Genomic DNA, 26,628 nt, shown 5'->3' with positions numbered 1-26,628 from the left:
TGACGAATCTTTTTTACAATAAAAATACGGACTCGCAGAGACGACGAGTGAGGTGAATGACACATGCTTGAGATCGCGAAAGCGCTGCAGCAATGTTGGACGAACAAGGAACGAGCCGCATTGGCGACGATTGTGGATGTGGATGGTGCGGCATACCGGCGGGAAGGAGCAAGGTGTCTGGTCCTGGAAAACGGGAGCGTCATCGGAACGCTCAGCGGCGGCTGTGTGGAGGGGGATTTGCTCGAGCATGCGCGGCAGGTGATAGACACGGGCATCCCCCGGGAGATTCGCTATGATTTCAGGTCGGAAGGTGACCTGTTCTGGGGATTGGGAGTGGGCTGCAATGGCGCCCTGACGATTTGGCTTCAGCCTTTTGACCCCGTGCATCGACCCGAACAAGCGCAGCGGCAGCTGCAAGCGTTTGAACAAAGGGTGTCCGCTCTTAATGAATACACATCGGGCCTGGTGCTGGAATCGAAAGATCCGGCCCGGGTTCCGGCGGGCTCATATTTGATTTTAAACCGCGGGGAAACGGAATTCGGGGATCCTGCCAGTGCCGGTGTAACGTGCGGACTTGCGAACAATACGGTACACGGCGTTTCCGTTAAGCTGTTTGTAGAAACGGTGAAGCCCAGGCCCAGATTGATGATATTCGGGGCCGGTGCAGATGCCGTTCCGCTGGTGGAGGGAGCCAAGAGGCTTCACTGGCATGTGACCGTAGCGGACCATCGCCAGGATTACCTCGATCGGGATCATTTTGCGGCAGCGGATGAGCGTGTGCTGATGTCCCGACATCAATATTCGCATATGTCCGTTATGAATGAAGCTTATGTTGTCGTGATGACGCACAACTACGAGCTGGACCGCATGCTGGTTCAATCGCTGCTCCCCGGTTCGATCTCGTATTTGGGGGTGCTGGGATCCCACAATCGGATTCAGCGTATGCTCGATGAGATTCAGGCGGACTGTGGAGAGCTGAACGAGGAGTCATTGGAAAAGCTTCACTCCCCTGTCGGTCTGGATATCGGAGCGGATTCGCCGGAGGAGATCGCTTTAAGCATTCTATCCGAACTGGTTTGCCGCAAAAACGCGCGCAGCGGCCAATCCCTCCGGTTGCGCAAGGGGCTCCTGCATGAACGGCAGTATAGCGGCGGGCTTCTTGTGGTGAACCTATGAAACCATCGGTATGGTTAGTCATCCTTGCCGCCGGTTATTCCAGACGCATGGGCATGCGGAAGCAGCTTCTGCCGATTGGGGAGGAGCCGATGCTCCGCTATGTGGCCCAAAAAGCCCTGCGTGTAAAAGCCGCCGGCGTCGTCGTTGTCGTTAATGCCGAATTTCCCGAACTGGCCGCCGCCATTCACGATTTGCCTCTGGTCGTCTTGTCCAACTCCGAGTCCCATCTTGGGATGAGCTCCTCTCTCCGTTTAGCGGTGGATTACCTCGCCCGCGTATCGGCGGATGCGGGATGCATGCTGCTGGCGGATCAGCCGGGAATGGATCCGTCCGTCATCGAGCAAGTGCTGGCGGATTACGAGAACAGCGGGGCGCCGATAGTCCAGGCCGCGTATCAGGGCAAGCCGGGTCACCCCGTATTGTTTAGCCGGACGGTATTCGATGAATTGCAGCAGGTCACCGGCGATCAAGGCGGGCGGGAGCTGATCAAGAAATACGCGGAGGCGCGGCGGCTGGTCCATGTGCCGGCAGCCGAGCCGGAAGATATTGATGTCTATGAAGACTATGAAAGACTGAAGGAGAAGGGAGGCTTCCATCGATGAATCCGAATCGAATTGGCCGGCCGATGTCCCGGGTGGAAGATGCCAGACTGACTTCGGGACAGGGCACCTACATTGAGGACATGAATCCGCTTCCCAATATTCATCATGCGGCGATCCTGCGCAGCCCGTATCCCCACGCAAAAATCAAAGCGATTCGAACGGACAGGGCGGCGCAAATGCCGGGGATAAAGGGGATTGTTACCGGACAGGACATTGCGGGGATGACAGCGCCGTTCCCCGTAGGAGTTACCGCGCCGGTAAAATATTATTCGCTGGCCGTCGGGAAAGTGCGATTTGTAGGCGAGCCTGTCGCTGTGGTCGTAGCGAAAAACCGGTATTTGGCGGAGGATGCGCTTGAGGCGATTGAAGTGGAATACGAACCGCTGCCTGCCGTGGTTGACATTGAAGAAGCGCTGGAAGCGGATGCTCCGCTGCTCCATGAGGAGGTCGGCTCCAATGTCGCCAATCATCGTACTTTTGATTACGGGAATGTGAATCAAGCTTTTGCTGAAGCGGATATCGTATTAAAGCATAAGTTTCTGTATCCAAAATACAGCGCCACCCCGGTAGAGACCTATGGGGTGATTGCCCATTACGAGTCCAGCGGCAACCATTTGACAATCTGGTCGAATTTTCACGGGCCCTTCACGCTGCAGTCGGTGATGGCGGCCGCGCTGCAAATGCCGAGCAATCATCTGCGGATCATCATCCCCAAGGATGTGGGCGGCAGCTACGGCATCAAATCGGGCCTATTCCCTTACATGGTCCTGATGGGAGTGGTCTCCAAAAAGCTCGGACTGCCGGTCAAATGGATCGAGGACCGTCAGGAGCACCTGATGGCCAGCTCCAGCGGAACCGACAGGGTGACCTGGATCGAGGCGGCGGTGCGAAAGGACGGAACCGTAACAGGGTTGAAGATGAAAATGGTCGATAACGTCGGCGGCTACATCCGGGCTCCTGAGCCGGCCTGCCTGTATCGAACGCACTCCAACAGTACCGGAGCGTACCGGATTCAAAATCTGTTTATGGAAACCATCGCCGTCATGACAAACAAGTGCCCTACGGGTCTGATTCGGGGATATGGCGGTCAGCAGCTGTATTTTCCGCTCGAACGGATCATGCAAATGGTCGCCGACAAGCTTGGAATGGATCCGGCGGATGTCATCAGACGAAATCTGATTCGGGCGGAGGAATTTCCTTATCATACCGCTTCCGGAGGGATATACGACAGCGGAGATTATCACGCTGCCTTTGAGAAAGCTCTGGAGAGCGTCGATTATAGGCGGTTCCGGGAGCGTCAGGCGCAGGCCCGGAAGGAAGGCAAATATCTGGGAATCGGGTTGGCGTGTATCGTAGAACCTTCCGGATCGAATATGGGGTATATCACTATTGCCCTCACTCCGGAGCAACGGGCGAAGTCACTGCCCAAATCGGGATGCGCCGAAGGGGCCACCGTATCGATCGATCCCTCAGGCGGGATTTCCGTCCGCATCAGCACGACGCCAACCGGTCAAGGCCATGAAACGGTTGCGGCTCAAATCGTAGGGGAAGTGCTGGGCGTAGATCCGCGGTCAGTCCGGGTGATTGCCGAGATGGATACCCTGACGAGTCCCTGGTCGGTGGCATCGGGGAGCTATTCCAGCCGGTTTGCCCCGATCGGGTCAAGCGCCGTTTATCAAGCGGCTGGAAAAATTAAACAAAAATTACTGAATATTGCTTCTGGTCAAATGAACAAGCCGACAGAGAGTCTGGACATTCAGAACGGTAAAGTGGTGGCCTTGGACGATCCGCAGCAGCAAATTTCATTGAAAAGACTCATCGGCTCGGCGCACTGGAACCCGCAGGGCCTGCCGGCGGGGGTGGAGCCCGGCATCCATGAAACCGCTTTTTATTCCATTCCGACTGCGCTTCCGCCGGATGAGAACGACTTTGTTAACGGTTCGGCCACCTACGGCTTTGTGGCTGATGCGGTCACGGTCGAGGTCGATGCGGATACGGGAGAAGTAAAGATCCTCGACTATATCACGATTCATGATGCCGGCAAACTGCTCAATCCGCTTATCGTTGACGGTCAAATTATGGGAGGATTGGCTCACGGGCTCGGCGGAGCGTTATACGAAGAGTTGGTATATGATCAAAACGGTCACTTTCTTACCGGAAGCTTCATGGACTACTTGTGCCCGACGGCGACCGAAATGCCGAGGGTGACGATCAAGCATTGCGAAACGGCTTCCCCGCTGACGCCGTTGGGCGCCAAAGGCCTGGGCGAGGGGAACACCATGAGCGCCCCGGTTGTGATCGCGAATGCGGTTGCCGACGCTCTCTCGCCTTTGGGTATCTCGATTGACAGCTTGCCTTTGTCGCCGAATCGAATATGGACTTTAATGCAGGAAGCCCGAAATAGAACGAAGCTGTTAAAGGAGGAACCGGTTATATGAACGGCAGTGGTGAAATCAGCTTGAATGCGCCTATCGATCAGGTATGGAACAAATTAATGGATCCCGATGTGCTGGCAGAGTGCATCATGGGATGCAAGAAGCTGGAGCTGGTGGAGGAAGGAAAATACCGTGCGGATCTTACGGTCGGTATTGCGGCGGTAAAGGGAAAATATGACGCGACGATCACGCTGGCGGATGTGCAGGCCCCGGCCAGTTACAAGTTAATTGTGCATGGGGAAGGAGGGCCGGGCTTTCTGGATGCGGAAGGGCAGCTTCGGCTGACCTCGCTGGACGATGGAAAAACGGCGCTCTTTTACAGCTATAACGCGGAGGTCGGCGGGAAAGTGGCAGCGATCGGGCAAAGAATGCTGGGTGGAGTGGCGAAGCTGATTATCGGCGATTTTTTCAAAAAAATAAAAAAAGAAATTGAAAATGACAAACAATCGGCGTAGGAACGGTTCTAAAGCATAGAACACAAGCCTAGCTACGAGAGGAAGGGAAGGGCATGAAACCGGCATCCTTTGATTACTTCCGTCCCTCGACGGTGGAAGAAGCGTTTCAATTGCTGTCTCAGTCCGGGGACGAGGGAAAGCTTATCGCCGGAGGACAAAGTCTTATACCGATTTTGAATATGCGGCTCTCTGCTCCGGGGTGCTTGATTGATATCAGCGGGTTGCAGGATATGAACTATATCCGCCGGGAGGACGAATGGATCCGAATCGGCTCCACAACCCGGCAGCGGGATGTGGAGCGCTCGGGACTGATTCGGGAGCTAAGCCCGCTTCTGTCGGAGGCGGTTCCGTTCATCGGGCATATGCAAACCCGCAACCGGGGGACCGTAGGCGGCAGCGTGGTCCATGCGGATCCTACGGCAGAGCTTCCTTTGTCGCTACTGGCGCTAAATGGAAGAGCCGTCATTCAAAGCGCCGACGAAACCAGGGAGGTAGAGCTGCGCGAGTTTTTCATCACGTATCTGACCACTGACATTATGCCCGGCGAGCTGCTTACGGAATTGAAAATCCCGCTGAAGGGGATGCCCAAGGGGTACTCGTTTCACGAATACAGCCGGCGGCATGGCGACTTTGCCTTGGTGGCGGCCGCCTGTGTGATCGATACCGATGCAGAGGGACGAATTACAACCGCACGGCTCGCATTGGGCGGAGTGGATGCCGTTCCGCTGCTGGCGGAAGAGGCGGCGGACCTCCTTCTAGGAGAGAAACTGACGGAGTCAATATTGGAAGAAGCGGGAACGCTGGCTTCCGCTCATGTCGATCCGGAAGGGGATCTCCATGCGTCCCGGGAATACAGGCTTCATTTGGCGGGCGTATTCGCCAAGAAGGCAATAAAAGCCGCTTACCACAGAGCGACCGGAAAGGAGGGGGACGCATGATTCAAGTGTCCGCTAACGAAACGATAGAGGTTCGTGTGAACATTAACGGCAAGGTGTACGCCGAACGCGTGGAGCCTCGAAAGCTGCTGAGCGACTTTCTGCGCGAGGATTGCGGATTAACTGGTACGCATATCGGCTGCGAGCATGGAGTCTGCGGAGCGTGTACCGTACTGGTGAACGGATCGGCGGTCCGAAGCTGTCTGATGTTCGCCGTCCAGGCGGAGGGCATGGAGATCACAACTGTGGAAGGCTTGGCCAAAGACGACAGGCCGGATCCCCTGCAGGAGGCATTCAACGAGTGCCACGCTTTGCAGTGCGGCTTCTGTACCCCTGGTATCCTCATGTCGTCTGTCGAATTCCTGGGTACTTATGCCGACCCGACGACAGATGAGATTAAGGAAATGCTGTCAGGCCATTTATGCCGATGTACCGGTTACAAGGGGATTATTGAAGCGATTGAGAAAGAGGCGATCAGACGAAAGGACGGTGAGAACGTCAATGAATCTGGGGACACTGTTTGAATTTGCGGTCGAGAGGCATCCTCAGTTCGAAGCTCTCATTCAGGGGAACACCCGGTTCACTTATAGAGAGATCAACGTTGAAATTAATAAGGTGGCCTCCGCTCTGCAAGCCATGGGGGTGGAACAGGGCGACCGGGTAGTGCCGGTACTGAAAAACCGCCTCGAAATGGTGACGCTGTATTGGGCGGTCCAAAAGCTTGGAGCCGTTTTTACTCCGATCAATTTTCGGCTGTCCCAGGAGGAGATCAAGTATTGTGTGCAGGATGCGGCAGCTAAAGCCATCGTTTATGAACCGATAAGCGAAAAAACGGTGCTGGAAGCGGTCAAAGACCTGCAAGTTTTGAAAATCAGCGTGCAGGGCGCGCAGGGTGCCGATGTGACGTACGAACAATTGCGGGAAAAGGGATCGGGAAAACCGGTTCAGCCGAAAATTCACGATGATGACATTTGTCTCATGCTATATACGTCAGGCACGACCGGACGTCCCAAAGGCGTACCGCGAAGCCACAAAAATGAGTACACGGCGGCGATCGCCCATATTATCCAAAACCAATATGAAGTTCAGGAAAGCACCATAGGCGTCATGCCCTTGTATCATACCATGGGCATGCGTTCCCTCCTATCGATGGCTTTCCTGAACGGAAAGATGGCGATGATACCCGATTACAGCCCGCTAGCTGTTCTTGAGCTGATCGAAAAGGAAAAAATCAGCTGCGTGTATCTGGTGCCAACCATATTCCATGATGTAGTATACCATACCGAGTTTGCAAATTATAATCTTTCTTCATTAAAGAAGGTCGGATATGCCGGGGCGGCGATGACGGAAGTCCTGACACAGGAAATTTTCAACAAGCTGAAGCCTGAGGTTTTTGTTAATCATTACGGCTCCTCCGAGGTGTATACGTTCTCCTATTGCAATTATTTGAACAAAAAAGCGGGATGTGCGGGAAAAGCCGGATTTCATCAGCATCTTCGCGTAGTCATTCCCGATCCGGAAGGCAACTCCACTCCCGATGACATCGTGCCTTACGGTGAGCCGGGTGAAATTATCGTCGATCTAAGGTCGAGTGAAGCGTTCCAGGGATATTGGAACCGTCCTGACGCCACCAAGAAGTCGATCCGGGACGGATGGTACTTCACGGGCGATATGGGGATGCTCGACGAAGACGGCGACCTGTTTGTCCTCGGACGTCTGGACGATACGATTATATCCGGCGGGGAGAATATCCATCCGCTGGAGGTTGAGGATGTAATTGCGAAGCATCCGAAGGTAGCCGAGGTGGCTGTAGCAGGCTTGCCCGATCCGCGTTTCGGAGAGGTGGTCACCGCCTTTATAGTCCCTAAGGATTCTTCTCTGACGGTAGAGGAGCTGGACGAATTTTGCAAGGAGAGCAATGAATTATCCAACTTTAAGCGACCGAGGAAGTATGTATTGGTTGCCGCCATACCGAAGAGTCCCGTCGGGAAAATATTGCGCCGGAAGCTGCGCAGCGGAGAATATGAAGAATTATATCTGAAAAAGGAGAGTGCTTCGTAAATGGAACAAAAACTAGGACAAATCGAATGGGATCATATCCGCGTGGAAAAAAGACCGGAACGCAAGACGGCGACCATTATTCTGGATCGTCCCGAAAAAATGAATACGCTCAGCTACATTGCGCGATCTCATCTAAATCAAATATTCGAACAGTTAAACAAGGATGACGAAGTGCGTGTCATTATTATCAAAGGGGAGGGGGATAAGGCGTTTACTTCCGGAGGCAACATCGGCGAATTTTTGGAGCGGTCCCCGGAAGAGCTTTCCGTACTGCACAAGAACGTAGCCGCTCCGGAACGTTCTCCTAAGCCGGTCATCGCCCAGCTGCAGGGCTATACGTTCGGAGTCGGGCTGGAGATCGCCCTGGCTTGCGATTTCCGGGTCGCATCGGACACGACTTTACTTGCCCTGCCGGAGCTGAAATTGGGAATGATTCCGGGAAGCGGCGGCACCCAGAGAGTCGCAAGAATCGCAGGACTGGGCCGTGCCAAAGACATGATCATGCGCGCACGGCGAATTCCTGCAGCGGAGGCTTATCAATGGGGACTTCTGACCCTGGTAACGCCGCAGGATGAACTGGAGGCTGCGGTACAAAGCCTGGTGGATGAGCTGCTGGAATTCTCGCCTTTGGCGCTCAGGACCTTGAAGCAGGTGCTTAACGCCTCTCAGGAGGGTCCGCTCAGCAGCGGTCTGGAGATCGAGGGATATGCATACGGAATGCTTAGAAGCACAGATGATTTCAAGGAAGGCGTGGATGCCTTCTACAGCAAAAGGAAGCCCAATTTTACCGGCAAGTAAATGGTTATTCATCCGCCCCGGGTTGATTGTTTCAACCCGGGGGCAAAGCGATCACATGCATCACATACCCAATATCGGAGGGAAAGAAGATGTCACTCGCTACTCAGGAAAATACCAATATCAATGTGCCGAATGTTACGGTAAGCCGCAGACAAATGATTAATGCTTCAATTGCTTCACTTTTGGGCTGGTCGTTGGATTTGTTTGATTTGTTTATCCTGCTTTTTGTGGCGCCTGAGATCGGAAGGCTCTTCTTCCCAACGAGTATACCGACACTTTCTTTGGCTGCCGTCTATGCTTCGTTTGCCATCACTCTGATTATGAGACCGCTCGGCTCGGCGATTTTCGGCAACCTGGCGGACAGAACCGGCAGAAAGCGGGCGATGACCATCGCCGTTACCGGCGTAGGTATTTCTACCGCCCTGTTCGGAGCGCTGCCTACCGTTATGCAGATCGGGATTTTTGCATCGGTCCTGTTTATCATTCTGCGTTTGGTGCAGGGTATATTCGTCGGCGGTGTCGTTGCCTCCACACATACGATCGGCACCGAATCGGTTCCGCCCAAGTATCGCGGATTCATGTCAGGGCTGATCGGCGGCGGCGGAGCCGGACTGGGTGCACTGCTTGCCTCCATTGTTTACTTTATCGTATCGGCCATCTTTCCGGGAGAGGCCTTCGGCGAGTGGGGCTGGCGGTTTATGTTCTTTACTGGGATTCTCAGTTCCATCCTTGGCCTTTTTGTTTTCAAGTCGCTGGAGGAGTCCCCCTACTGGGCGCAGCTTAAGCAGGCCCAAGACGATTCCAAACCCCAAAAAGCGCCTGCCCGTGTCGTATTTTCGCGGAATTACCGCTCCATTCTGATTGTGAATGTAATGATTGTGGCCGGCGGCGGGACGGCATATTACCTGACCAGCGGGTATCTCCCCACTTTTCTTAAAATCATCAACCAGATCCCTGCGGAAACCGCATCGATGATTCTCATGGGCGCCAGTGTGATCGCGATTATATCCTCCGTGTTGTTTGGTACCCTCAGCGATTTTATCGGGCGCAAAAAAACGTTTTTGATCATCGGAACGATCAATCTTGTCATGCTTCCCATCTGTTATAACCAATTGGGAGGCGCAACCGGAATTGCTTCCATCACAGCTTATGTCTGGGGGCTGGCTTTTTTGGGCAATGCCGCATACGCCCCGGTTCTCATTTTCCTCAACGAACGTTTCCCTACAGCCATACGGTCCACCGGTACCGGACTTTCCTGGAATATGGGGTTTGCGGTTGGAGGCATCATGCCGACATTTGTTCAATTAGCCAGCGGAACGACGCAAAACATTCCTGCGATGCTCGGCTATTTTACCATAGGGATTTTTGTTATCTATCTGATTGGAAGCGTCATCATACCGGAAACCAAGGGAGAGTTCAAGTAATCGCGTCTGCACTGCAAAATTATCATGCTGCGGGAGATGATAAACATGTCTTCTTTAACCGAACAGAAACCGGCTGTTTATTACAATTACGTCGGCGGCGAATGGACGGAGTCCGCATCGCGGGAAAGGCTGGAATCGCGAAATCCGGCTACCGGGGAATTGGTCGGCTATGCGCAGAAATCAACGGAGACGGATATTCTGCAATCCATCGATTCTGTATACGAAGCCTATCGCACCAGTGACTGGGGAGTGAATCCGAAGCGGCGTTATGAAGCTTTATTGGAATTGGCCCGGCAAATCGAGAACAATATCGAACATTTGGCCCGGCTGATGACGATGGAGCAAGGTAAGCCGATCCGTGAATCCCGTGTGGAGCTTGCGGGGTGTGTGGATACCTTGAAATATTTTGCGGGCGCCGCCCGGACCGTATTCGGCCGCTCGGTACAGCTGGAGCCGGGGAATTTCGGCGTTATAGCCAAAGAGCCCATCGGCGTCGTAGGGATTATCTCGCCCTGGAACTGGCCGGCGCTGCTGATGATTCGGGAGCTGGCCCCCGCTTTGGCGGCAGGCAACGGAGTCATTGTCAAACCGGCGAGTCTTACGCCGATCATTTCCGTAGAGCTGTTTAAACTGATTGATCAGGTCCCGCATTTTCCCAAAGGCATTGTCAGTATTGTGACCGGTCCCGGACAATCGATCGGCGCCGTCATGGGATCGAGTAAAAAAATAGATATGATCAGCTTTACGGGAGATACATCCACCGGGAAAACGATCATGGCGCTTGCCGCAAGCAACATCAAAAAACTGGCTTTGGAGCTGGGCGGCAAGTCGCCGAATGTCGTGTTTGAGGATGCCCCGTTGGATAAAGCGATACCTCTGATCGGACGTTCCATTTTTATTTCCGCCGGACAGATCTGTATGGCCGGTTCCAGACTATTGGTTCACGAGTCCGTCAAGGAGGAGGTACTCTTCCGCTTGAAACAATATACCGAGAAGCTTTCAGTCGGCAACGGACTGCTGGAATCTACGGATATGGGCCCGCTGGTTTCGCAAAGTCAGCTTGATTTAGTGAACGAATATTGTGAAATCGGCCGCCGGGAAGGGAACATCATTACAGGCGGTTACCGTCTGACTGGCGGAGCGTACGATCAAGGCTATTTCTTTGCGCCAACGATCATTGACGATCTTTCATCGGACTGCCGTGTCGTCCGGGAAGAAATTTTCGGCCCGGTGCTTGCGGTGCAATCCTTTTCCAGTGACGAAGAAGCGCTTGCGCTGGCCAACGATACCGACTTTGGCTTGTCGGCGGGGGTGTGGACGTCCAGCTTGAACCGTGCGATGCGGATGTCCCGCGGAATTCAGGCCGGGACTGTCTGGATCAACACCTATAATAAGAACTTTCCGGAGGCCGAATTCGGGGGCTACAAGCAGAGCGGTCTGGGACGGACCAGAGGTGTGGACGGCCTGATGGAATACTGCGAAACCAAGCATATCCATTTTGAAATGGATTAACCAACGGATTGCGAGAGGAGGCAGGACAACGATGATCGGAAAGCTGGCGGTCGAACCGAAGGAATTTGAGTTTTCCTTCCATCTTCCTACGTTAATTGAGTTCGGATACGGCAAGGCGGCTCGTCTTGGAGAAAGATTGCTGCAGCTTGATGTAAGAAAAGTATTCATAGTCAGCGACAAAGGGGTAGCGTCAGCGGGCTTGCTTACCGCGATGACGGAATCGCTGCGGTCATCCGGGATCACGTTCGATCTCTATACGGATGTGGAGCCCGATCCCGGCCTGGAGACGATCGATCGCGGAGCTGCCGCATTCAGGACCCAACCTTACGACGGCATCGTTGCCGTCGGCGGGGGCAGCTCGATCGATGCCGCCAAAGGCATTCGCGCAGTAGCGGCCAACGGGGGAAGTATCGGAGATTATGCCGGTGTCAATCGAATTCCTGCGGCCAATCCCGTTCCCCTTATTGCCATCCCGACGACTTCCGGTACGGGAAGCGAGGTAACAATATTCGGCGTTTACTCGGATTGGCATAATCAAGTGAAAGTAACCGTAACAAGCCAGCACATGGCTCCGACGATCGCTTTGGTTGATCCGGAGCTCACGATGAATCTGCCGGCAAGGATGACGGCGGCTTCAGGTATTGATGCCTTGGCGCACGGGATCGAAACGTTCTTCTCCGTAAGATCCCGCCCGGCATCCGATGCCCTGGCCATGCGGGCCATTGCCGCCGTCAGCGCCAACTTACGCCGTGCCGTTCATGACGGGTCCGATATCGAGGCCCGCATCGGAATGTCCCATGGAAGCTTGCTCGCCGGCATGGCTTTCAATAACGGATTTTTAGGCTTGGCCCATGCGATAGGCAGCGCTCTGTCAGGACATTGCCACGTTCCGCACGGGGTCGCGATCGGGCTGCTGCTTCCTTCCGTCGTCGAATTCAACGCCTCCGTCCGTCCGGAAAAGGCGGCGACGATTGCCCAGCTGATGGTTGCCATAGCCAATGGTGCGGGAACCAAAGCGGAAGGAGCCGCATCGGCTGTTGACCAGATGGTGCGCGATATCGGGCTTCCAACCCGGCTTCGGGATGTCGGCGTACCGGAAGAGAAGCTGACGGATATCGCCAGGGATTCATTCAAAAGCGGTATGATGAAGTTTAATCCGCGTACGCCGACGGAACATGAAGTATTGGAGTTATTAGAAGGAATTTTCTAGTTTTACAAAGAATGTATATTATATTGGGGAGGTAATTGATGATGAGTCTAAACGAGAAGCAAGTTGAATCCGGGGATCTGATCCCAAGCCTTGACCGGTCTACGGATGAAGTGGCGTGGGACTTGTACCGCAAAGCGATCCGCTTCGGCACCTGGGACCCGGCCGCCATTGATCTGAGTCAGGACAAAGCTGATTTTGAGTCTCTTGATCCGGATCTTCAAGGCTATCTCATTCATTTTTGCACAGGCTTCCTGGATGCGGAAGAAAACGTGGCCCTAAAGTTCTGTCCGTGGATTATGCTCGGTTCTTCTACGGAGCAGCAGGCTTTTTTAAGCACTCAGCTGCTTGAGGAATTTAAGCATACGGAGTTTTTCATGCGTTATTTCAAGGAGGTTTTCGGTAAGGAACGCATTCCCGGTGTGAAAAATATCGTTCAGCAGAAGCTCGATGATCGGGTGAAAAAGATGCTGGCGGCTCTTGAGCAAGGACCCGGGGACCGTGAGGCCGCACTGGTAGAAGGGCTGACCCATTACCAAGGGATCATTGAAGGCGTTCAGGCCATGACCGGGTACGAAGTATTTGAAGCGGTATACGGAAGCAAAGGGCTGCTCCCGGGACTGGCGGAAGGATTCGCCCGCATTAAGGAAGACGAGGGCCGCCATGTCGGCTTCGGACTGCGCATGTTGAAGCTGTTTGCACGCAATCCTGTCCATGCCAAGCGTATTCGCGCAGTGTACGACGATTATCTTCCGTACATTCTGATCCGTTATGACCAGCCGGTCGTCGTGAACGGGAAGGAGTATCCGACGCCTCCTGAAGTTCGCGGGCGTGAACGTTTAACCAAAATGTTCGAACGGCGGCTTAAGGATATATTCGGTAAGCCTGCCGCAGTGTAAGCAAGCAGGAAACAATCATGCGGGGAGGCTATTCTTTATGAAGGCCAAGACATTTCGCACATGGATAGAGTACCTTCACTCCAAAGACCGTTTGGCGGTCGTTGACAAAAAGGTCAGCTTGCAGTACGAAGCGGCGGCTGTCGCCAAAAAGCTTGACGGTGTGAAAGCCGTATATTTCTCACACGTGGAGGACTATCCGATTCCGGTTGTGTCGGGAATATGCTCTACGCGGGAAGATTTTGCGGAAGCATTGGAAACCGATCTAAACGGAGTCATTCCGAGGTTTACCCAGGCCGTCTCCTCTCCGCTTCCTTGCAAACCGGTTGATCGCGCGGAAGCGCCTGTCAAAGAAAATATCATTCGGGAGCATATCGATTTGATGAAGATGCTGCCGATTCCGGTTCACCATGAGAAGGATTCGGGAAATTACATCACCGCAGGGTTATTTATCGTGCGCGATCCGGTCACGCGCAAACAGAACGTTTCGATTCATCGTTTGCAGGTTTCGGGAAAAGACAAACTGGGAGCCCTGCTGCTGCCCCGCCATACGCACCACTTATTTAAACAGGCCGAGGAGGCCGGCAGGCCGCTGGAATGCGCTATTGTCATCGGCGTTGATCCGGTCACGCTGCTGGCTTCTCAAGCCAGCACTCCGTTTGGGGTAGATGAGCTGGAAATCGCAGGAGCCCTGCGCGGAGAGCCCCTGGAGGTAGTCCGCTGCGAAACGGTCGATATTGACGTCCCGGCGTATGCGGAGATCGTGCTGGAGGGCCAAATCCTGCCTCACGTACGCGAGCCGGAAGGGCCCTTCGGTGAATTTCCCAAGTACTATGGTCCCCGCAGCGATAAAGAAGTCGTCCAAATTACCGCAGTGACACACCGCAATCATCCGATGTTTTACACCATCGTTCCCGCAGGCTATGAACATCTGCTGCTTGGGGGCATTCCCCGGGAAGCGAGCCTGTTCCAAACGATTCGTCAAACCGTACCGACGGTCCGGGCAGTCCATATGAGCGCCGGAGGGACTTGCCGCTACCATGCTGTCGTTTCCATCAAAAAAAGAAACGAAGGGGAAGCCAAAAACGCGATATTCGCCGCCTTTGCAAACAGCTTTGACATCAAGCATGTCGTCGTTGTGGATGAAGACGTGGACATCTTCAATATGGAGGAAGTGGAATGGGCGATCGCCACGCGTTTTCAGGCGGATAGGGATTTGGTGGTCGTCCATGGAGCACAGGGCTCCAAGCTCGATCCCTCTACGGACGAGGGGACGGGGGCAAAAATGGGGCTCGACTGCACGATTCCTCTGCAAAGCGAGCCCATGCGGTACTTGCGGGTTCGGATTCCGGGATTCGAAAAGATCGAATTGGAGGATTATGTGAATTCCGAAGCGGGAGTCCGTTCAATTCACCTGGAAGGAAAAAGCAGGTAGCGGCATGAACAGAGCCGGATTCGAGGTTTCTGGCGGTCACTCATCATGAGAAGGGGGTAGAAATCATGAACAGCACTTTACGTCATTTTACAGAGGAAAAATTAAGCGAGTTGATTTCTGTCTCCCGGTTCAGAGCACCGGCAACCGCTTGGATCAAGGAAGCCCACATACTTAACCTATATACCGGCGAATGGAGTAAACAAAATGTCGTCCTTTTTGAAGACCGCATCGCCTACGTGGGTGAAAAAGAGCCTTTGACCGATGCGAATACCCAAATCATCGAGGCACAAGGGTATACCCTTGTGCCGGGCTACATCGAACCTCACGCCCATTCGTTTCATATGTACAATCCGCGGTCGCTGGGCGAATATGCGTTAGCCCGGGGAACAACAACGATCCTGCATGATAATATATCCTTCTTTCTTCAGCTGCAGCAGCATGAATTCGAAGGATTGATCGAGGCTTTAGAGGGGATGCCGGTCAAAAATTTTTGGTGGGCGCGCCTGGACCCGAACGTAAGGGAAAAGGAGATGCAGCGGCAGTTTACAGTTGACCGCGTTCGGCGCATGCTGCGGAATCCGTCTGTGCTGCAAGCGGGGGAGCTTACCTATTGGAAGGAAGCCATTAACGGCGATCCGTCTATGATCGCCCGCATGCGGGAAGCGCGTCTCGCCGGCAAAAGGATCGAAACCCACAACCCCGGCGCATCCGTAGAAACCTTGAATGCTGTAGCGGCTGCGGGCGCGACCGGCTGCCATGAAAGTATTACGGCGGAAGAAGTGATGAGAAGGCTTCGTTTAGGCTACTATGCCACCCTTCGTCATTCTTCGATCCGGCCTGATTTGGGTGAATTGATCAAAGGCTTGCTCAATACCGGCTGCCGCTACTGGGACCGGATGATGCTGACAACCGACGGCTCACCGCCCTTCTTCCTTGCCGAGGGATTTACGGATGCCTGTATACGGATCGCCATCGACGCAGGATTGGACCCGGTAGACGCCTACCGGATGGCATCGCTTAATCCTGCCGTCTATTACGGTCTTGATCAGGATTTGGGAGGAATCAGTCCGGGACGGATCGCGGATATTGTCTTTCTGGAAGATCTGAGGAATCCCACTCCTGTGAAAGTGATGGCCAATGGGCGGATCGCTGCTGAGAGGGGGATGCTGACCGCCTCCTTTCCTGAGGTGGAATGGAGCAGGTATGGTATCGGGCCCCTTGCCGTCATGGATCCATGCGTACAGCCGGAATGGTTCGAGGTATATTGCGCGGAGGATAAAATACCGGTGATCGAACTGGTCAATGCCGTGATTACTCATAATCGATTGGAGCGGCTGACCGTCATCGACGGAAAAGTGCGGCTGACCGATTCACCGGGTTATGTGTACGTCTCGCTTCTTGACCGCAGAGGGGAATGGATCACGGTGGGCGTGATGAAGGGTTTTGGCGAAGTGGATGCTTTGGCCTCTACTTATTCTCTTACAGGCGATTTGATCGTTCTGGGAAGAGATCCGGTTCAGATGGCCCGGGCGGCCAATCATGTCCTTGCGGGTCAAGGCGGGATTTGCGTGGTTCATCAAGGGGACATGCGTTTCGATTTGTCCCTGCCCTTATTGGGTACGATGAGTCTGCTGGATATGGACGCCTTAATTGCGGAAACGTCACGATTGCTTGAGCTCCTGCGCGAATCGGGCTTTGGTTTTGCCGACCCGATTTATTCGCTTGAATTTTTATCTTCCACTCATTTGCCTAAGGTAAGGCTGACTTCCCAAGGGGTGATTAACATCAATAACGGAGAAATTTTAATTCCTTCCCGCCCGTTGAGATGAGACCACGGACCGGATGAACAGGGGAAGACATTGGTTGCATCAGCGGAGCGGCGCTATTCGATTTCGATAAAAGGAGGTGTTAAAGAACGTAGTGACAGGCAGGTTGGCATTTCTTAGGGGAGGTGATGTCTGTTCCTTACACACGCTAAGGCCGTAAATTCACAACTGAACCGGATGATGATGGTTGTCAAGGATCGATAATAAACTTAATGAGGAGTGAAGCGGCATGTCTACGGTGTCTCCTGCTACGTTATGGAATAAAATTTTTATCGGCGGCGAATGGAAAGAAGGATCCAGTCAGCGGACCGCAGCGGTTACCAACAAATTCAGCGATGAAGTGATCACTGAAATTAGGCTCGCCAATAAGCAGGACATCCATGATGCCTATGAAGCGGCAAGGAAGGCTCAAGCGGAATGGGCGCAGGTACCCCCGCATGAGAAAGCCGCACTGATGGAAAAGGCTGCAGCACTTATAGCCGAACGTCAAGAGGAGATTGTCAAATGGCTTGTGGAAGAAAGCGGAAGCTCGCAATTAAAGGCATCGATTGAAGTGGGCGCTGCCATCGGGGATGTCAAGGAAGCGGCCAAGTATTGCTTCCGGATGAACGGCGAGATTCTTCCTTCCTTTATACCGGGAAAGGAGAACCGTATTTATCGTAATCCGGTCGGTGTCGTCGGAGCGATTACACCTTGGAACTGGCCGTTCTATTTGAGTATCCGGGTGGTGGCGCCGGCGATTGCGACCGGTAACGGGATTGTATTAAAGGCGGATTCCCAGACCCCGATCACAGGAGGCCTGATCGTAGCCCAAATCTTTGAAGAAGCGGGAATACCGAAGGGATTGTTCAGCGTAGTGGTGTACGACCTGGAAGAAGTCGGCGACGATTTTGTGGAGCATCCGATTCCAAGAGTGATTTCATTTACGGGCTCTACAGCGGCAGGGAAAAGAGTTGCCGAAATTGCGGGCAGGCATTTGAAGAAGGTGGCCTTAGAGCTTGGCGGCAACAACGCATTTATTATTCTTGACGATGCGAATGTGGATCAAGCCGTCGCTTCCGCAGCCTTCGGCAAGTATTTGCATCAGGGTCAAATATGTATTGCAACCAACCGTTTTATCGTAGATCGCAAAATCTATCCGGAATTTGTTGAGAAATTTAAAGAAGCGACTTTAAAAGTGAAAGCCGGAAACCCGGCCGAGCCCGATACGATTATCGGTCCGATGATCAACCAAAAACAAATCGAAAAGGTTCAAAGCCTGATCACACAAAGCCTGAGTGAAGGGGCCAAGCTTGAGCTTGAAGGCAAAGTCGCAGGAAACGTCATCGAGCCTTATATTCTTACGGATGTAACGAACGATATGGCTGCCGCCAGGACGGAGATCTTCGGCCCTGTGGCGGTTATTATTCCTGTAGACGGCGAGGAAGAAGCGATCCGGATCGCGAATGATTGCGATTTTGGATTAAGCGGCGCGGTACACTCCGGATCGATCGAGCGGGGGATTAAAGTGGCGCAGCAAATTGTAACGGGCATGATTCACGTCAATGATCAGACCGTAAACGTGGAATCCCATATCCCGTTCGGCGGGGAAAAATCGTCCGGACTGGGCCGGTATTGCGGAGAATCAGCTTTGGAGGAATTCACAACGGTGAAATGGATTTCCGTCCAGCAGGAACCTCGGCAGTATCCGTTTTCTTAGTATTGCGGATGCTCCCGCGCATTTTCCAGGATCGAAGGTATACATTTGCAGCGGTGCTGTACACTTTTTTTATCACAGCATATGCTGGTTATAGTTTGTTTTTTTCCGGGGCTGTTGATGGTAAATCAACAGCCTTTTTAACATAAAACTAGGAAAATCTTTTTTTTCATAATATGAAAACAGTTTCATTGATAACGCTTTCCTGAATTGTTATACTACTCTTAATTCCGGAAATATTATACAGAACATTCTGCTATGACAAGCAGCAAAATGTTGAATGCCCGATCACTTATAAAATATGAAGGGGTGATGAATATGACTTAAAAAAGCAAGATGGATATGGTAGCTGCTCCACAGGGTCAGTAGACATAAGCATAACTTTAAAATTAAGAGGTGAAAAGTTTATGTATCCGGCACCGATATCTGAATATTATGCTCCGTCATCATTAGAGGAGTGCTTAGAGCTGCTAGATCAGTACGGAAGCCAGGCGAAGATTGTCGCCGGCGGTCAAAGCGTGCTGCCTATATTGAAGCTGAGAATGATGGAAACATCAGCCGTCATTGACATTAACAAGGTGATGGAAATTCAGGAATTTGGCGAAAGATTCCGGGAACCGGGAAATCGGATTCTCAGAATCGGTGCATTGACCCGACACAAAACGCTGGCCACCCATCCTTTGGTGTTATCCAAATATCCTATTATTTCTGATGCGGCAAAATATATAGGAGATGTACAGATCAGAAATAGAGGAACCATTGGGGGCAGTTTGGTTCATGCGGATCCGGCAGCCGATCTTCCGGTACCGATCCTGGTCTTGGACGGCACCTTCCGGATTCGTTCGAAGGAAGGCGAGAGCATTTATTCTGCAGAAGACTTTTTCCTTGGTTTGATGACGACGGTTGTCGAGGATAACGAACTTCTTGTATATATTGACATTCCATCCCCGGAGCCGGGATCGGGATCTGCCTACAGTAAGCACGCCGTCGTGTTTGGCGATTTTTCGGTGATTAGCGTTGGAGCCCGGGTTACTCTGGCGGACGATATTTGTCAATCTTCCCGAATTTACGTCGGCGGAGTGAACCCCCGTCCGCAGCGAGCTGTAGACACCGAAAAGTTCCTTGTCGGGAAAACGGTTACAACGGAGCTTCTGCAGGAAGCAGCGGATGTCCTGGCCCAGGAAATCGAAGTGGAATCCGATATGCGCGCGACAGCTTCCTACCGCAAGGTTCTTCTCAAGGAATACGGGGTTAATGTGTTATCCAAAGCAGTCCGAAGAGCAAAGGGGGAAATTCTCTAATGGCGAATTCAGTACAGGGCGTTCAAACGGCCGGTGTAGATGGAACAAAAACGATTCAGGTGCGCGTCAATGGCCGGATCGTAGAGAAGCAGGTTCCGATCCGTATGCTGCTGGTGGATTTCTTGCGGGAAGAGCTGGGTTTTACGGGGACTCACGTGGGATGTTCGGTGGAAGGAAGATGCGGAGCATGTACCGTGGTGCTGAACGGAGAGGCGATCAAATCTTGTTTGATGTTGGCGGTTCAGGCCGAAGGCTCCAACATTATGACCGTAGAAGGACTGGGAGAGGCCGATAATCTTCATCCCATTCAGGAAGGCTTCTGGGAAAAACACGGCCTGCAATGCGGTTTTTGCACCCCCGGAATGATGATGTCCGCATATAATTTATTAAAGGTCAATCCGCATCCATCCGATACCGAAATCAGAGAAGCGCTGGTCGGCAACTTATGCAGATGTACCGGTTATCAGCACATTATCGAAGCGGTACAATATGCCGCAGATCGTTTAGCCTCTATGCCTAAGGAGCAGCGGGATAAATTATTGGCTAACTAGGATAAATAACTATTCTCTATTAAGGAGAGGATTCGGTGTATGACTACTACAACTGCATCTGAGACGAAATGGGTGGGACGGCCTATTCGTCGTCGTGAAGACCCCCGGTTATTAGTGGGAGAGGGAAAATATATTGCCGATTACACCTTACCCGGAACAACATATCTTCATGTGGTACGAAGTGTTCATGCGCATGCGCGAATTCGCCATATCGATATCAGCAAGGCGGAGAACTACCCTGGTGTGGTAGCGGTTGTGACCGGTGCGGAAGTGGCCGCAGCCATGAAGCCGATGCTCGTTCCATCCATTATCCCTAATTTGGGCGGGGAACTGCAGCTCCCGACCGTTTATCCGCTGGCGATCGATAAAGTCCTATGGGTAGGCGATCCGGTCGTGGCTGTGATAGCGGAAAGCAAATATATTGCCGAGGATGCGGCGCAGCTGGTCGAGATTGAATATGAACCTTTGCCTGCTCTTATCAATCCGGAGGAAGCGCTCAAGCCCGAAGCTCCGAAGATCTATGAGGATTGGAAAAATAATGTGCTTTGGCATGGCGTACTCGCCAACGGAGATGTGGATAAAGCTTTTGAGGAAGCGGATTTTATCCTTTCCGAACGGTTTTACGGTCATCGTACGGGGGCGGCTCCGATGGAAACGCGGGGGGCGCTTGCCACCTATGACGGATTTGAGGGTTTGACCGTTCATGTCAATTCACAACGGCCGCATATTTTGAGGATGGCGATATCGCAAATCATGAATATTCCTCATCATAAGGTGCGGGTCATCGCTCCCAAGGACGTCGGCGGCGCCTTTGGAACCAAGGCTCCTGTCTATCGTGAAGAACTTCTCATCAGTTATTTGGCGTTAAAGCTGAAAAGACCTGTCAAATGGGTCGAAAACCGAATGGAAAGCCTGATGACGATCGGTCATGAACGTGACCAAATTCATAATCTGGAGCTTGCCGTTCGCAAGGATGGCAAAATTCTCGGCCTTAGAAACCGTATGATTGCCGATGTCGGGGATGGCAGAATCGGAGTTTACCTGGGATTTGTCATGTCATGGTTAGGTGCGGCGTACTTAACGAACGCTTACGATGTTCCAAGTGTCCATATCGATTTGTCTTGCGTAGTAACCAACAAGCCTTCATCTACACCCAGCAGGGCGTTCGGAGAATTCCCCGGCCGGTTTGCAATGGATTATGCGATGCATTTGGTAGCGAGGGAGCTGAAACTGGATCCCCGTCAAGTGTTTGAAACGAATATCATCAAGCAGTTCCCCCATGTTACAGCTACAGGAATCACGCATGATAGCGGAGATTATGAAGGCGCTTTCCAAAAGCTTCTCGAACACCTCGATTATGACCGGGTGAAAGAGGAGCAAAAAGAAGCGCGAAAGAACGGGCGTTTGATCGGTGTCGGCTTTGCTATGGGCTGTGAAATGTCCGGTCTGGGCTCGCAAATCTTTGTGCCGATGGAAAATCAACCGGGTTATGGGGCGGCTACCATTAAGATTGATGCTCATGGCATGGTTCAGGTATTTGAAGGGGACTCCCCGCAAGGGCAGGGCCATGAAACGACCATTGCGCAAGCCGTAGCGGACGAGCTTGGGATTACGATTGACGATGTATATATCAGTTATGGCGATACGTTCGGTACTCCATTCGCTTCGGGAACCTTGGGGAACCGGGGAGCGTCCTATACGGTTAGTGCCGCTGTTCTGGCTTGCCGGAAGCTGAAGCCGAAAATCCAAAAAATCGCCGCCCACATCCTGGGAGTAGACGCCGAACCGGAAGATTTTACTTTTGCCAATGGAGAAGTCATTTGGAATAAAGAACCGAGCAAAAGAATAAAGCTTAGGGATATCGCCGATGTAGCGATACTGGGGCCAACCAAACTTCCGGCCGGAATGGAAGCCGGTTTGGAAGCGACCGCTTACTTTGAAGCGGATATTGCCGGGATGCTGAGTATTGGTGTACACGGTGCGGTGGTTGAAGTGAATCCGGAAACGGGAGATTACAAGATTTTACGTTATGTCGTCGTAGACGATTGCGGAGTTCCGATTAATCCCATGATCGTTCGCGGGCAAGTTCACGGCGGTGTAGTTTTGGGAATAGGCAACACCCGGTATGAGAAATATTACTTCGATGAAACGGGCCAGCCTTTATCCACGACCTTAATGGAGTATCATATGCCATCGGCTGCCGATGTTCCCGATATTGAAATGATCGAGTACAACGTTCCCACTCCTTATACACCTTTGGGCACAAAGGGCAAGGGAGAGGGAATTCCGGGACCGGTCCCCGCTACCTTAGCCAGTGCGATCACAGATGCGATCGACCGTCCGGGGTTTAAGCTTCTGAATCTGCCTTTGACTGCGGAATCGATATGGAGAACGTTAAATCAAAAGTAAAGATACGATTCTCGGGAGTTCTCTCCCGGGAAGTTTTTCTTCAATAAACAATGCTCAAGGAGAGTGGAATGAATGAAGGTGTCCGGTACTTATGAACTTCCGACCAATTCGGCTACGGCATATCAATTGCTTACGGATCCTGATGTTTTGATCCGAACCATGCCAGGGCTGAAATCACTGCAAGCCATTGATGACAATACTTACAGTGCAGAGCTGGAGGTTGGAATCAAGATGGTGAAAGGGCGTTACAAAGGGACGGTAAAGCTGTTTGATGCGGTGGAAGGCGAACAATTCCGGTTGAGTATGGACGGCCAGGGGCCGTTAGGATTTGTACAGCAGGAAATGCTGATCAAACTCGAGCAGGTGGCCGACAACCGAACCAACGTCATATGCGAAGGCGAGGCTACGGTCGGGGGAGTGATTGCCGGGATCGGACAGCGGATGATGTCGGGTGTAGCCAGTTTATTAATGGGGCAATTTTTTAGCGCGATGAAGAAAGAAGCAAGCTGAATGACACGCAGCGACGCTGCATGACGGCTGACAATATTCGAACTTCATTTCACGAGCACCAAAATCGCTGGAAGACAAGTCTGTGGTTTATAGCGGTTTTGGTGTGATTTTTCAATAGGGGAAGGTGGGGAGGATGGTGGGACAGCAACCTATGGTATGGAAAGACTTATTGGATACTGCTAAAGACCTTGCCGAAGTCATTCGAAATCATATGGATCAAGAGGCGGATAAGGAACGGGTGCTGTTAAAAGTTTGGCCGCAGCTCATACAAGCCGGGTTTCACCGTATGCTGGTGGACTCCCGTTTCGGAGGACTGGGGCTGGATCTGAGAAGTTACCTGCAGGTGATAAGGCAATTGGCTTACGGGGACGGAGCATTGACCCTGGCGGTTCATGTTCATAATGTTGCTGTGTACATGGTGTATGAGCTGGGAAAGAAAACGTTTCGGAGCCGCCTGAAAACATGGCTGGATGATGCAAGCCTGTTTGCGCTTGCCCGGTCAGAGGACGGAAGAGACTACAGGTATGATTTTTCTACCCGAATCTCGCAAAACCATGCTTCGATGATTCTCAACGGCCAAAAGGATTTCTGCACTCTTGCAGGTCTGGCTGATTATTATGTTGTTTTTGCACAGCCCGAGTGGAGTCAGCCATCGATGGACTCTTTACAGCTTTGCCTGGTTAACGGGAAGCATCCGGCCGTTGAAGTGATCAAATCCAATGGTCTGGATGCCATGGTCGCTTCTTCTACCTACAGCGTCCGTTTCAAATCCTATCCATTATCTCCGGCTGAGTTGGTCGGACAGCCTGGAGCGATTACGGGTTTAACCCATCCCGACATTCTCCCCCTTGGAATATGCGCTATCAACATCGGCATGGCCGATTTAGGAATAGAGCTTTTTATAGAGAAAGAAAGACAGCGCTGTGTCAAACCAAATGAAGACATGGAGATCGTGAGATGGCTAGGCCAAATCGATGTGCTTTCACACAGCGCACAATTATTATTGGATAAATCCATTGATTCCCGACCCATGTCCGAGGGCAATTCCGGCGTTTGGTTGAGACGCGCAAAGGCAGCTTCCGACACGTTGATTCAGGATGTGACGGAAGGCGCTATCCGCCATTTGGGCATGGATGGAATCAAGTCTCCCAATCCTTTTATGTATTTAAGAAATAATTCATATGCCACTCGGATATTGCCTCCAAATACCCGAAAGTGCTTGTTGACACTCGGCTCTGAGCTAATCCAATGAATAGTTGAAGAGAAAAGCAGCGTATGAAAAATATATTCATGTCGGAGGAGTAATGGCTATGAATGATTCTTACCGGATTCTAAAGAAAATGAAAGAAAAGAAACAACAACGATTCGCCATGGCGACGATCATTGCCGTAGATGGTTCCACATACCGCCACCCGGGAGCAAAAATGTTAATCGGGGAAGACGACAGCCAATATGGAACGATTAGCGCCGGCTGTTTGGAAGAAGATTTAGCTTACCATGCCCGTGAGATCATTAACCATCGGCAGCCCAAGACAGTCATTTATGACTTAAGGTCGGAGGACGATTTGTCCTGGGGGCAGGGAGCCGGCTGCAACGGGAGCATCAGGGTTTATGTGGAGCCTAATGAATGGGAATATATCCCTCCTGATCACCATCAGCCCATATGGCCTGAAGTGGAATCGGTTCTGAATAACGGCAGCAAGGTTGCAAGCGCAAAACGTGTAAGTGACGATGACGCGCAAAGGGTGCATTTATTTTATACGGACAACGGGGCGGTCCTTGGGGACGCGGAAACAGGCTTGAAGGAGAAGATCATACCGGAGTTAAAGCGGTTTTTAATCAGCGGCAGGAAGATTGAATTAATCCGTTTAGCAGACGTTGAAGGCGAATTCTTACTTGAGCTGTACGAACCCAGAGAGCAGCTATACATTTTCGGGGCAGGGCCGGATGTGGAACCGATAGCCAGACTGGCCTCTCATTTGGATTTCTTTGTTACCATTATCGACCCCAAAACCAGTCGCTGTAACGCAGAAATTTTTCCAACGGCGGATCAATTGATCCCTGAGCATCCGGAGACTTATCTGCAAAAAAATAACATTCCCCAAACAAGCTATGTACTCATTATGACGCACAGCTTCCAGCGGGACCAAACGATTTTACGCGATTTGATTGCATCGCCGCCTCAGTATCTGGGGGTATTGGGACCCCGATTGAGAACCACGCGCCTCATGGCGCCCGATGCTTTGCCTGATTGGGTGCATTCACCTATAGGTTTAAGTATCGGTGCGGAAGGGCCTGAGGAGATCAGTGTCAGCATTATGGCCGAGCTGTTGAAAATCAAAAATAAAAAGTAACATGAGGGGGAGAGAAGATGGATCAGAACAGCAAAATGACAGACGCATTAAAGCGCCCTCTACGTGATTTGCGGATTTCCGTAACCGATCGCTGCAATTTCCGCTGCCGTTATTGTATGCCGAAAGAGTTGTTTGGTCCAGACCATCTGTTCCTTCCAAAAGATCAGCTGCTCGGTTTTGAGGAAATCGCCCGTTTAGCCCGCATCTTCGCATCCCTCGGCGTTGAAAAAATCCGCATCACTGGCGGAGAGCCGCTGCTGCGCAAGGAACTGCCGAATCTAATCCGGATGCTGCGGTCGATCGAAGGTGTGAATGACGTCACCTTAACCACCAATGGTTCACTGCTGGCAAAATATGCAGAGGAGCTGAAGAATGCAGGTCTTCAGCGGATCAATGTCAGTTTGGACAGCATAGACGAGAACCGGTTTGGCCAAATGAACGGCGGGCGATGCGATGTCCGAACGGTAATGGAAGGCATCGATGCCGCATCGAAAGCCGGGATGAAAGTCAAAGTGAACATGGTCGTCATTCGAGGGATCAATGATCAGGATATCGTGCCTATGGCCCGATTTTTCCGCGGGACGGGGCATATTTTACGTTATATTGAGTTTATGGATGTCGGAAACAGCAACGGCTGGAATCTCAAGCATGTGGTGTCCAAGCAAGAAATCATCGAACGCATTCATGCCGAGATGCCTTTGGAACGAATGCGTTCCGAGTATTTGGGGGAAGTGGCCGACCGCTACCGCTATGAGGGAACGGACGAAGAAATCGGCGTTATTTCTTCCGTAACCGATTCCTTTTGTTCGACCTGTACAAGGGCTCGCCTGTCGGCGGACGGTTTCCTGTACACCTGTCTGTTTGCTTCTCAAGGAACAGATCTGCGTTCGCTGATCCATTCCGGAGCGGAGGATGAAGAAATACGCCGGTTGATTATGGGGGTATGGGGCAGCCGCCGGGACCGTTACTCCGACGAGCGGCTTCTCCACACCAAGAACCCGGAGAAAAAGAAAATCGAGATGTCCTACATTGGAGGCTGAAACCG

Annotated in this window: 22 protein-coding genes; all 22 read left to right on the top strand. The window is 52.2% G+C overall.

Annotated features, from left to right (window positions below):
• Nucleotides 1–63: 63 nt before the first annotated feature.
• The gene (locus tag IJ22_RS17820; protein WP_062409784.1) at nt 64–1,176 is read left to right on the top strand and encodes an XdhC family protein; all 1,113 of its coding nucleotides are present in this window, start codon (nt 64–66) and stop codon (nt 1,174–1,176) included.
• Nucleotides 1,173–1,778: a nucleotidyltransferase family protein gene (locus tag IJ22_RS17815; protein WP_062409783.1), complete on the top strand. Its 606-nt coding sequence runs from the start codon at nt 1,173–1,175 to the stop codon at nt 1,776–1,778. Before IJ22_RS17820 ends, IJ22_RS17815 begins: the two co-directional genes overlap by 4 nt.
• Nucleotides 1,775–4,216: a xanthine dehydrogenase family protein molybdopterin-binding subunit gene (locus IJ22_RS17810; protein ID WP_062409782.1), complete on the top strand. Its 2,442-nt coding sequence runs from the start codon at nt 1,775–1,777 to the stop codon at nt 4,214–4,216. The genes IJ22_RS17815 and IJ22_RS17810 overlap by 4 nt, the downstream gene beginning before the upstream one ends.
• Nucleotides 4,213–4,668, top strand: a complete 456-nt coding sequence (locus tag IJ22_RS17805; protein ID WP_062409781.1) for an SRPBCC family protein — start codon at nt 4,213–4,215, stop codon at nt 4,666–4,668. Before IJ22_RS17810 ends, IJ22_RS17805 begins: the two co-directional genes overlap by 4 nt.
• 53 nt (nt 4,669–4,721) lie before the next feature.
• Complete coding sequence (locus tag IJ22_RS17800) at nt 4,722–5,606, top strand: FAD binding domain-containing protein (RefSeq protein ID WP_062409780.1); 885 nt, start codon at nt 4,722–4,724, stop codon at nt 5,604–5,606.
• Nucleotides 5,603–6,127 carry a (2Fe-2S)-binding protein gene (locus IJ22_RS17795; protein ID WP_054817503.1) on the top strand — a complete coding sequence of 175 codons (525 nt, stop codon included), beginning with the start codon at nt 5,603–5,605 and terminating at the stop codon, nt 6,125–6,127. The genes IJ22_RS17800 and IJ22_RS17795 overlap by 4 nt, the downstream gene beginning before the upstream one ends.
• Nucleotides 6,105–7,664 (top strand): AMP-binding protein, encoded by a 1,560-nt coding sequence (locus tag IJ22_RS17790; protein WP_062409779.1) that lies wholly within the window; start codon nt 6,105–6,107, stop codon nt 7,662–7,664. Before IJ22_RS17795 ends, IJ22_RS17790 begins: the two co-directional genes overlap by 23 nt.
• Nucleotides 7,665–8,462, top strand: a complete 798-nt coding sequence (locus tag IJ22_RS17785) for an enoyl-CoA hydratase/isomerase family protein (RefSeq protein ID WP_062409778.1) — start codon at nt 7,665–7,667, stop codon at nt 8,460–8,462.
• A gap of 89 nt (nt 8,463–8,551) precedes the next feature.
• Nucleotides 8,552–9,886 carry an MFS transporter gene (locus tag IJ22_RS17780; protein ID WP_062409777.1) on the top strand — a complete coding sequence of 445 codons (1,335 nt, stop codon included), beginning with the start codon at nt 8,552–8,554 and terminating at the stop codon, nt 9,884–9,886.
• Between the two features lie 45 nt (nt 9,887–9,931).
• A complete protein-coding gene (locus IJ22_RS17775; protein WP_062409776.1) occupies nt 9,932–11,398 on the top strand; it encodes an aldehyde dehydrogenase family protein in 1,467 nt (488 codons plus the stop codon).
• A gap of 31 nt (nt 11,399–11,429) precedes the next feature.
• Nucleotides 11,430–12,608 (top strand): iron-containing alcohol dehydrogenase family protein, encoded by a 1,179-nt coding sequence (locus IJ22_RS17770; protein WP_054817508.1) that lies wholly within the window; start codon nt 11,430–11,432, stop codon nt 12,606–12,608.
• Nucleotides 12,609–12,646: 38 nt separating this feature from the next.
• Nucleotides 12,647–13,504, top strand: coding sequence for a R2-like ligand-binding oxidase (locus tag IJ22_RS17765; RefSeq protein WP_137670371.1), 858 nt, complete (start codon nt 12,647–12,649; stop codon nt 13,502–13,504).
• 37 nt (nt 13,505–13,541) lie between these two features.
• Entirely contained in the window at nt 13,542–14,936 is a 1,395-nt protein-coding gene (locus tag IJ22_RS17760; RefSeq protein ID WP_062409774.1) for a UbiD family decarboxylase, read from the top strand.
• A 65-nt stretch (nt 14,937–15,001) separates the two neighbouring features.
• Nucleotides 15,002–16,765 carry an adenine deaminase C-terminal domain-containing protein gene (locus IJ22_RS17755; RefSeq protein ID WP_062409773.1) on the top strand — a complete coding sequence of 588 codons (1,764 nt, stop codon included), beginning with the start codon at nt 15,002–15,004 and terminating at the stop codon, nt 16,763–16,765.
• Nucleotides 16,766–16,991: 226 nt separating this feature from the next.
• Nucleotides 16,992–18,461, top strand: a complete 1,470-nt coding sequence (locus IJ22_RS17750) for an aldehyde dehydrogenase family protein (protein WP_062409772.1) — start codon at nt 16,992–16,994, stop codon at nt 18,459–18,461.
• A gap of 404 nt (nt 18,462–18,865) precedes the next feature.
• Nucleotides 18,866–19,759 carry an FAD binding domain-containing protein gene (locus IJ22_RS17745; RefSeq protein WP_062409771.1) on the top strand — a complete coding sequence of 298 codons (894 nt, stop codon included), beginning with the start codon at nt 18,866–18,868 and terminating at the stop codon, nt 19,757–19,759.
• A complete protein-coding gene (locus tag IJ22_RS17740) occupies nt 19,759–20,310 on the top strand; it encodes a (2Fe-2S)-binding protein (RefSeq protein ID WP_062409770.1) in 552 nt (183 codons plus the stop codon). The genes IJ22_RS17745 and IJ22_RS17740 overlap by 1 nt, the downstream gene beginning before the upstream one ends.
• A 39-nt stretch (nt 20,311–20,349) precedes the next feature.
• Nucleotides 20,350–22,719 carry a xanthine dehydrogenase family protein molybdopterin-binding subunit gene (locus IJ22_RS17735; protein WP_062409769.1) on the top strand — a complete coding sequence of 790 codons (2,370 nt, stop codon included), beginning with the start codon at nt 20,350–20,352 and terminating at the stop codon, nt 22,717–22,719.
• Between the two features lie 72 nt (nt 22,720–22,791).
• Entirely contained in the window at nt 22,792–23,229 is a 438-nt protein-coding gene (locus IJ22_RS17730; RefSeq protein ID WP_062409768.1) for an SRPBCC family protein, read from the top strand.
• 133 nt (nt 23,230–23,362) lie between these two features.
• Nucleotides 23,363–24,481 (top strand): acyl-CoA dehydrogenase family protein, encoded by a 1,119-nt coding sequence (locus IJ22_RS17725; RefSeq protein WP_062409767.1) that lies wholly within the window; start codon nt 23,363–23,365, stop codon nt 24,479–24,481.
• 58 nt (nt 24,482–24,539) lie between these two features.
• Nucleotides 24,540–25,583 (top strand): XdhC family protein, encoded by a 1,044-nt coding sequence (locus IJ22_RS17720; protein ID WP_062409766.1) that lies wholly within the window; start codon nt 24,540–24,542, stop codon nt 25,581–25,583.
• A 17-nt stretch (nt 25,584–25,600) separates the two neighbouring features.
• Complete coding sequence (moaA, locus tag IJ22_RS17715) at nt 25,601–26,623, top strand: GTP 3',8-cyclase MoaA (protein ID WP_062409765.1); 1,023 nt, start codon at nt 25,601–25,603, stop codon at nt 26,621–26,623.
• Nucleotides 26,624–26,628: the final 5 nt, after the last annotated feature.

The organism is Paenibacillus naphthalenovorans (genome assembly GCF_001465255.1).
GTDB classification, from domain to species: Bacteria; Bacillota; Bacilli; order Paenibacillales; family NBRC-103111; genus Paenibacillus_G; species Paenibacillus_G naphthalenovorans.
The sequence above is the reverse complement of the archived record's forward strand: the minus strand, read 5'-3'. Positions and strand labels throughout refer to the sequence as shown.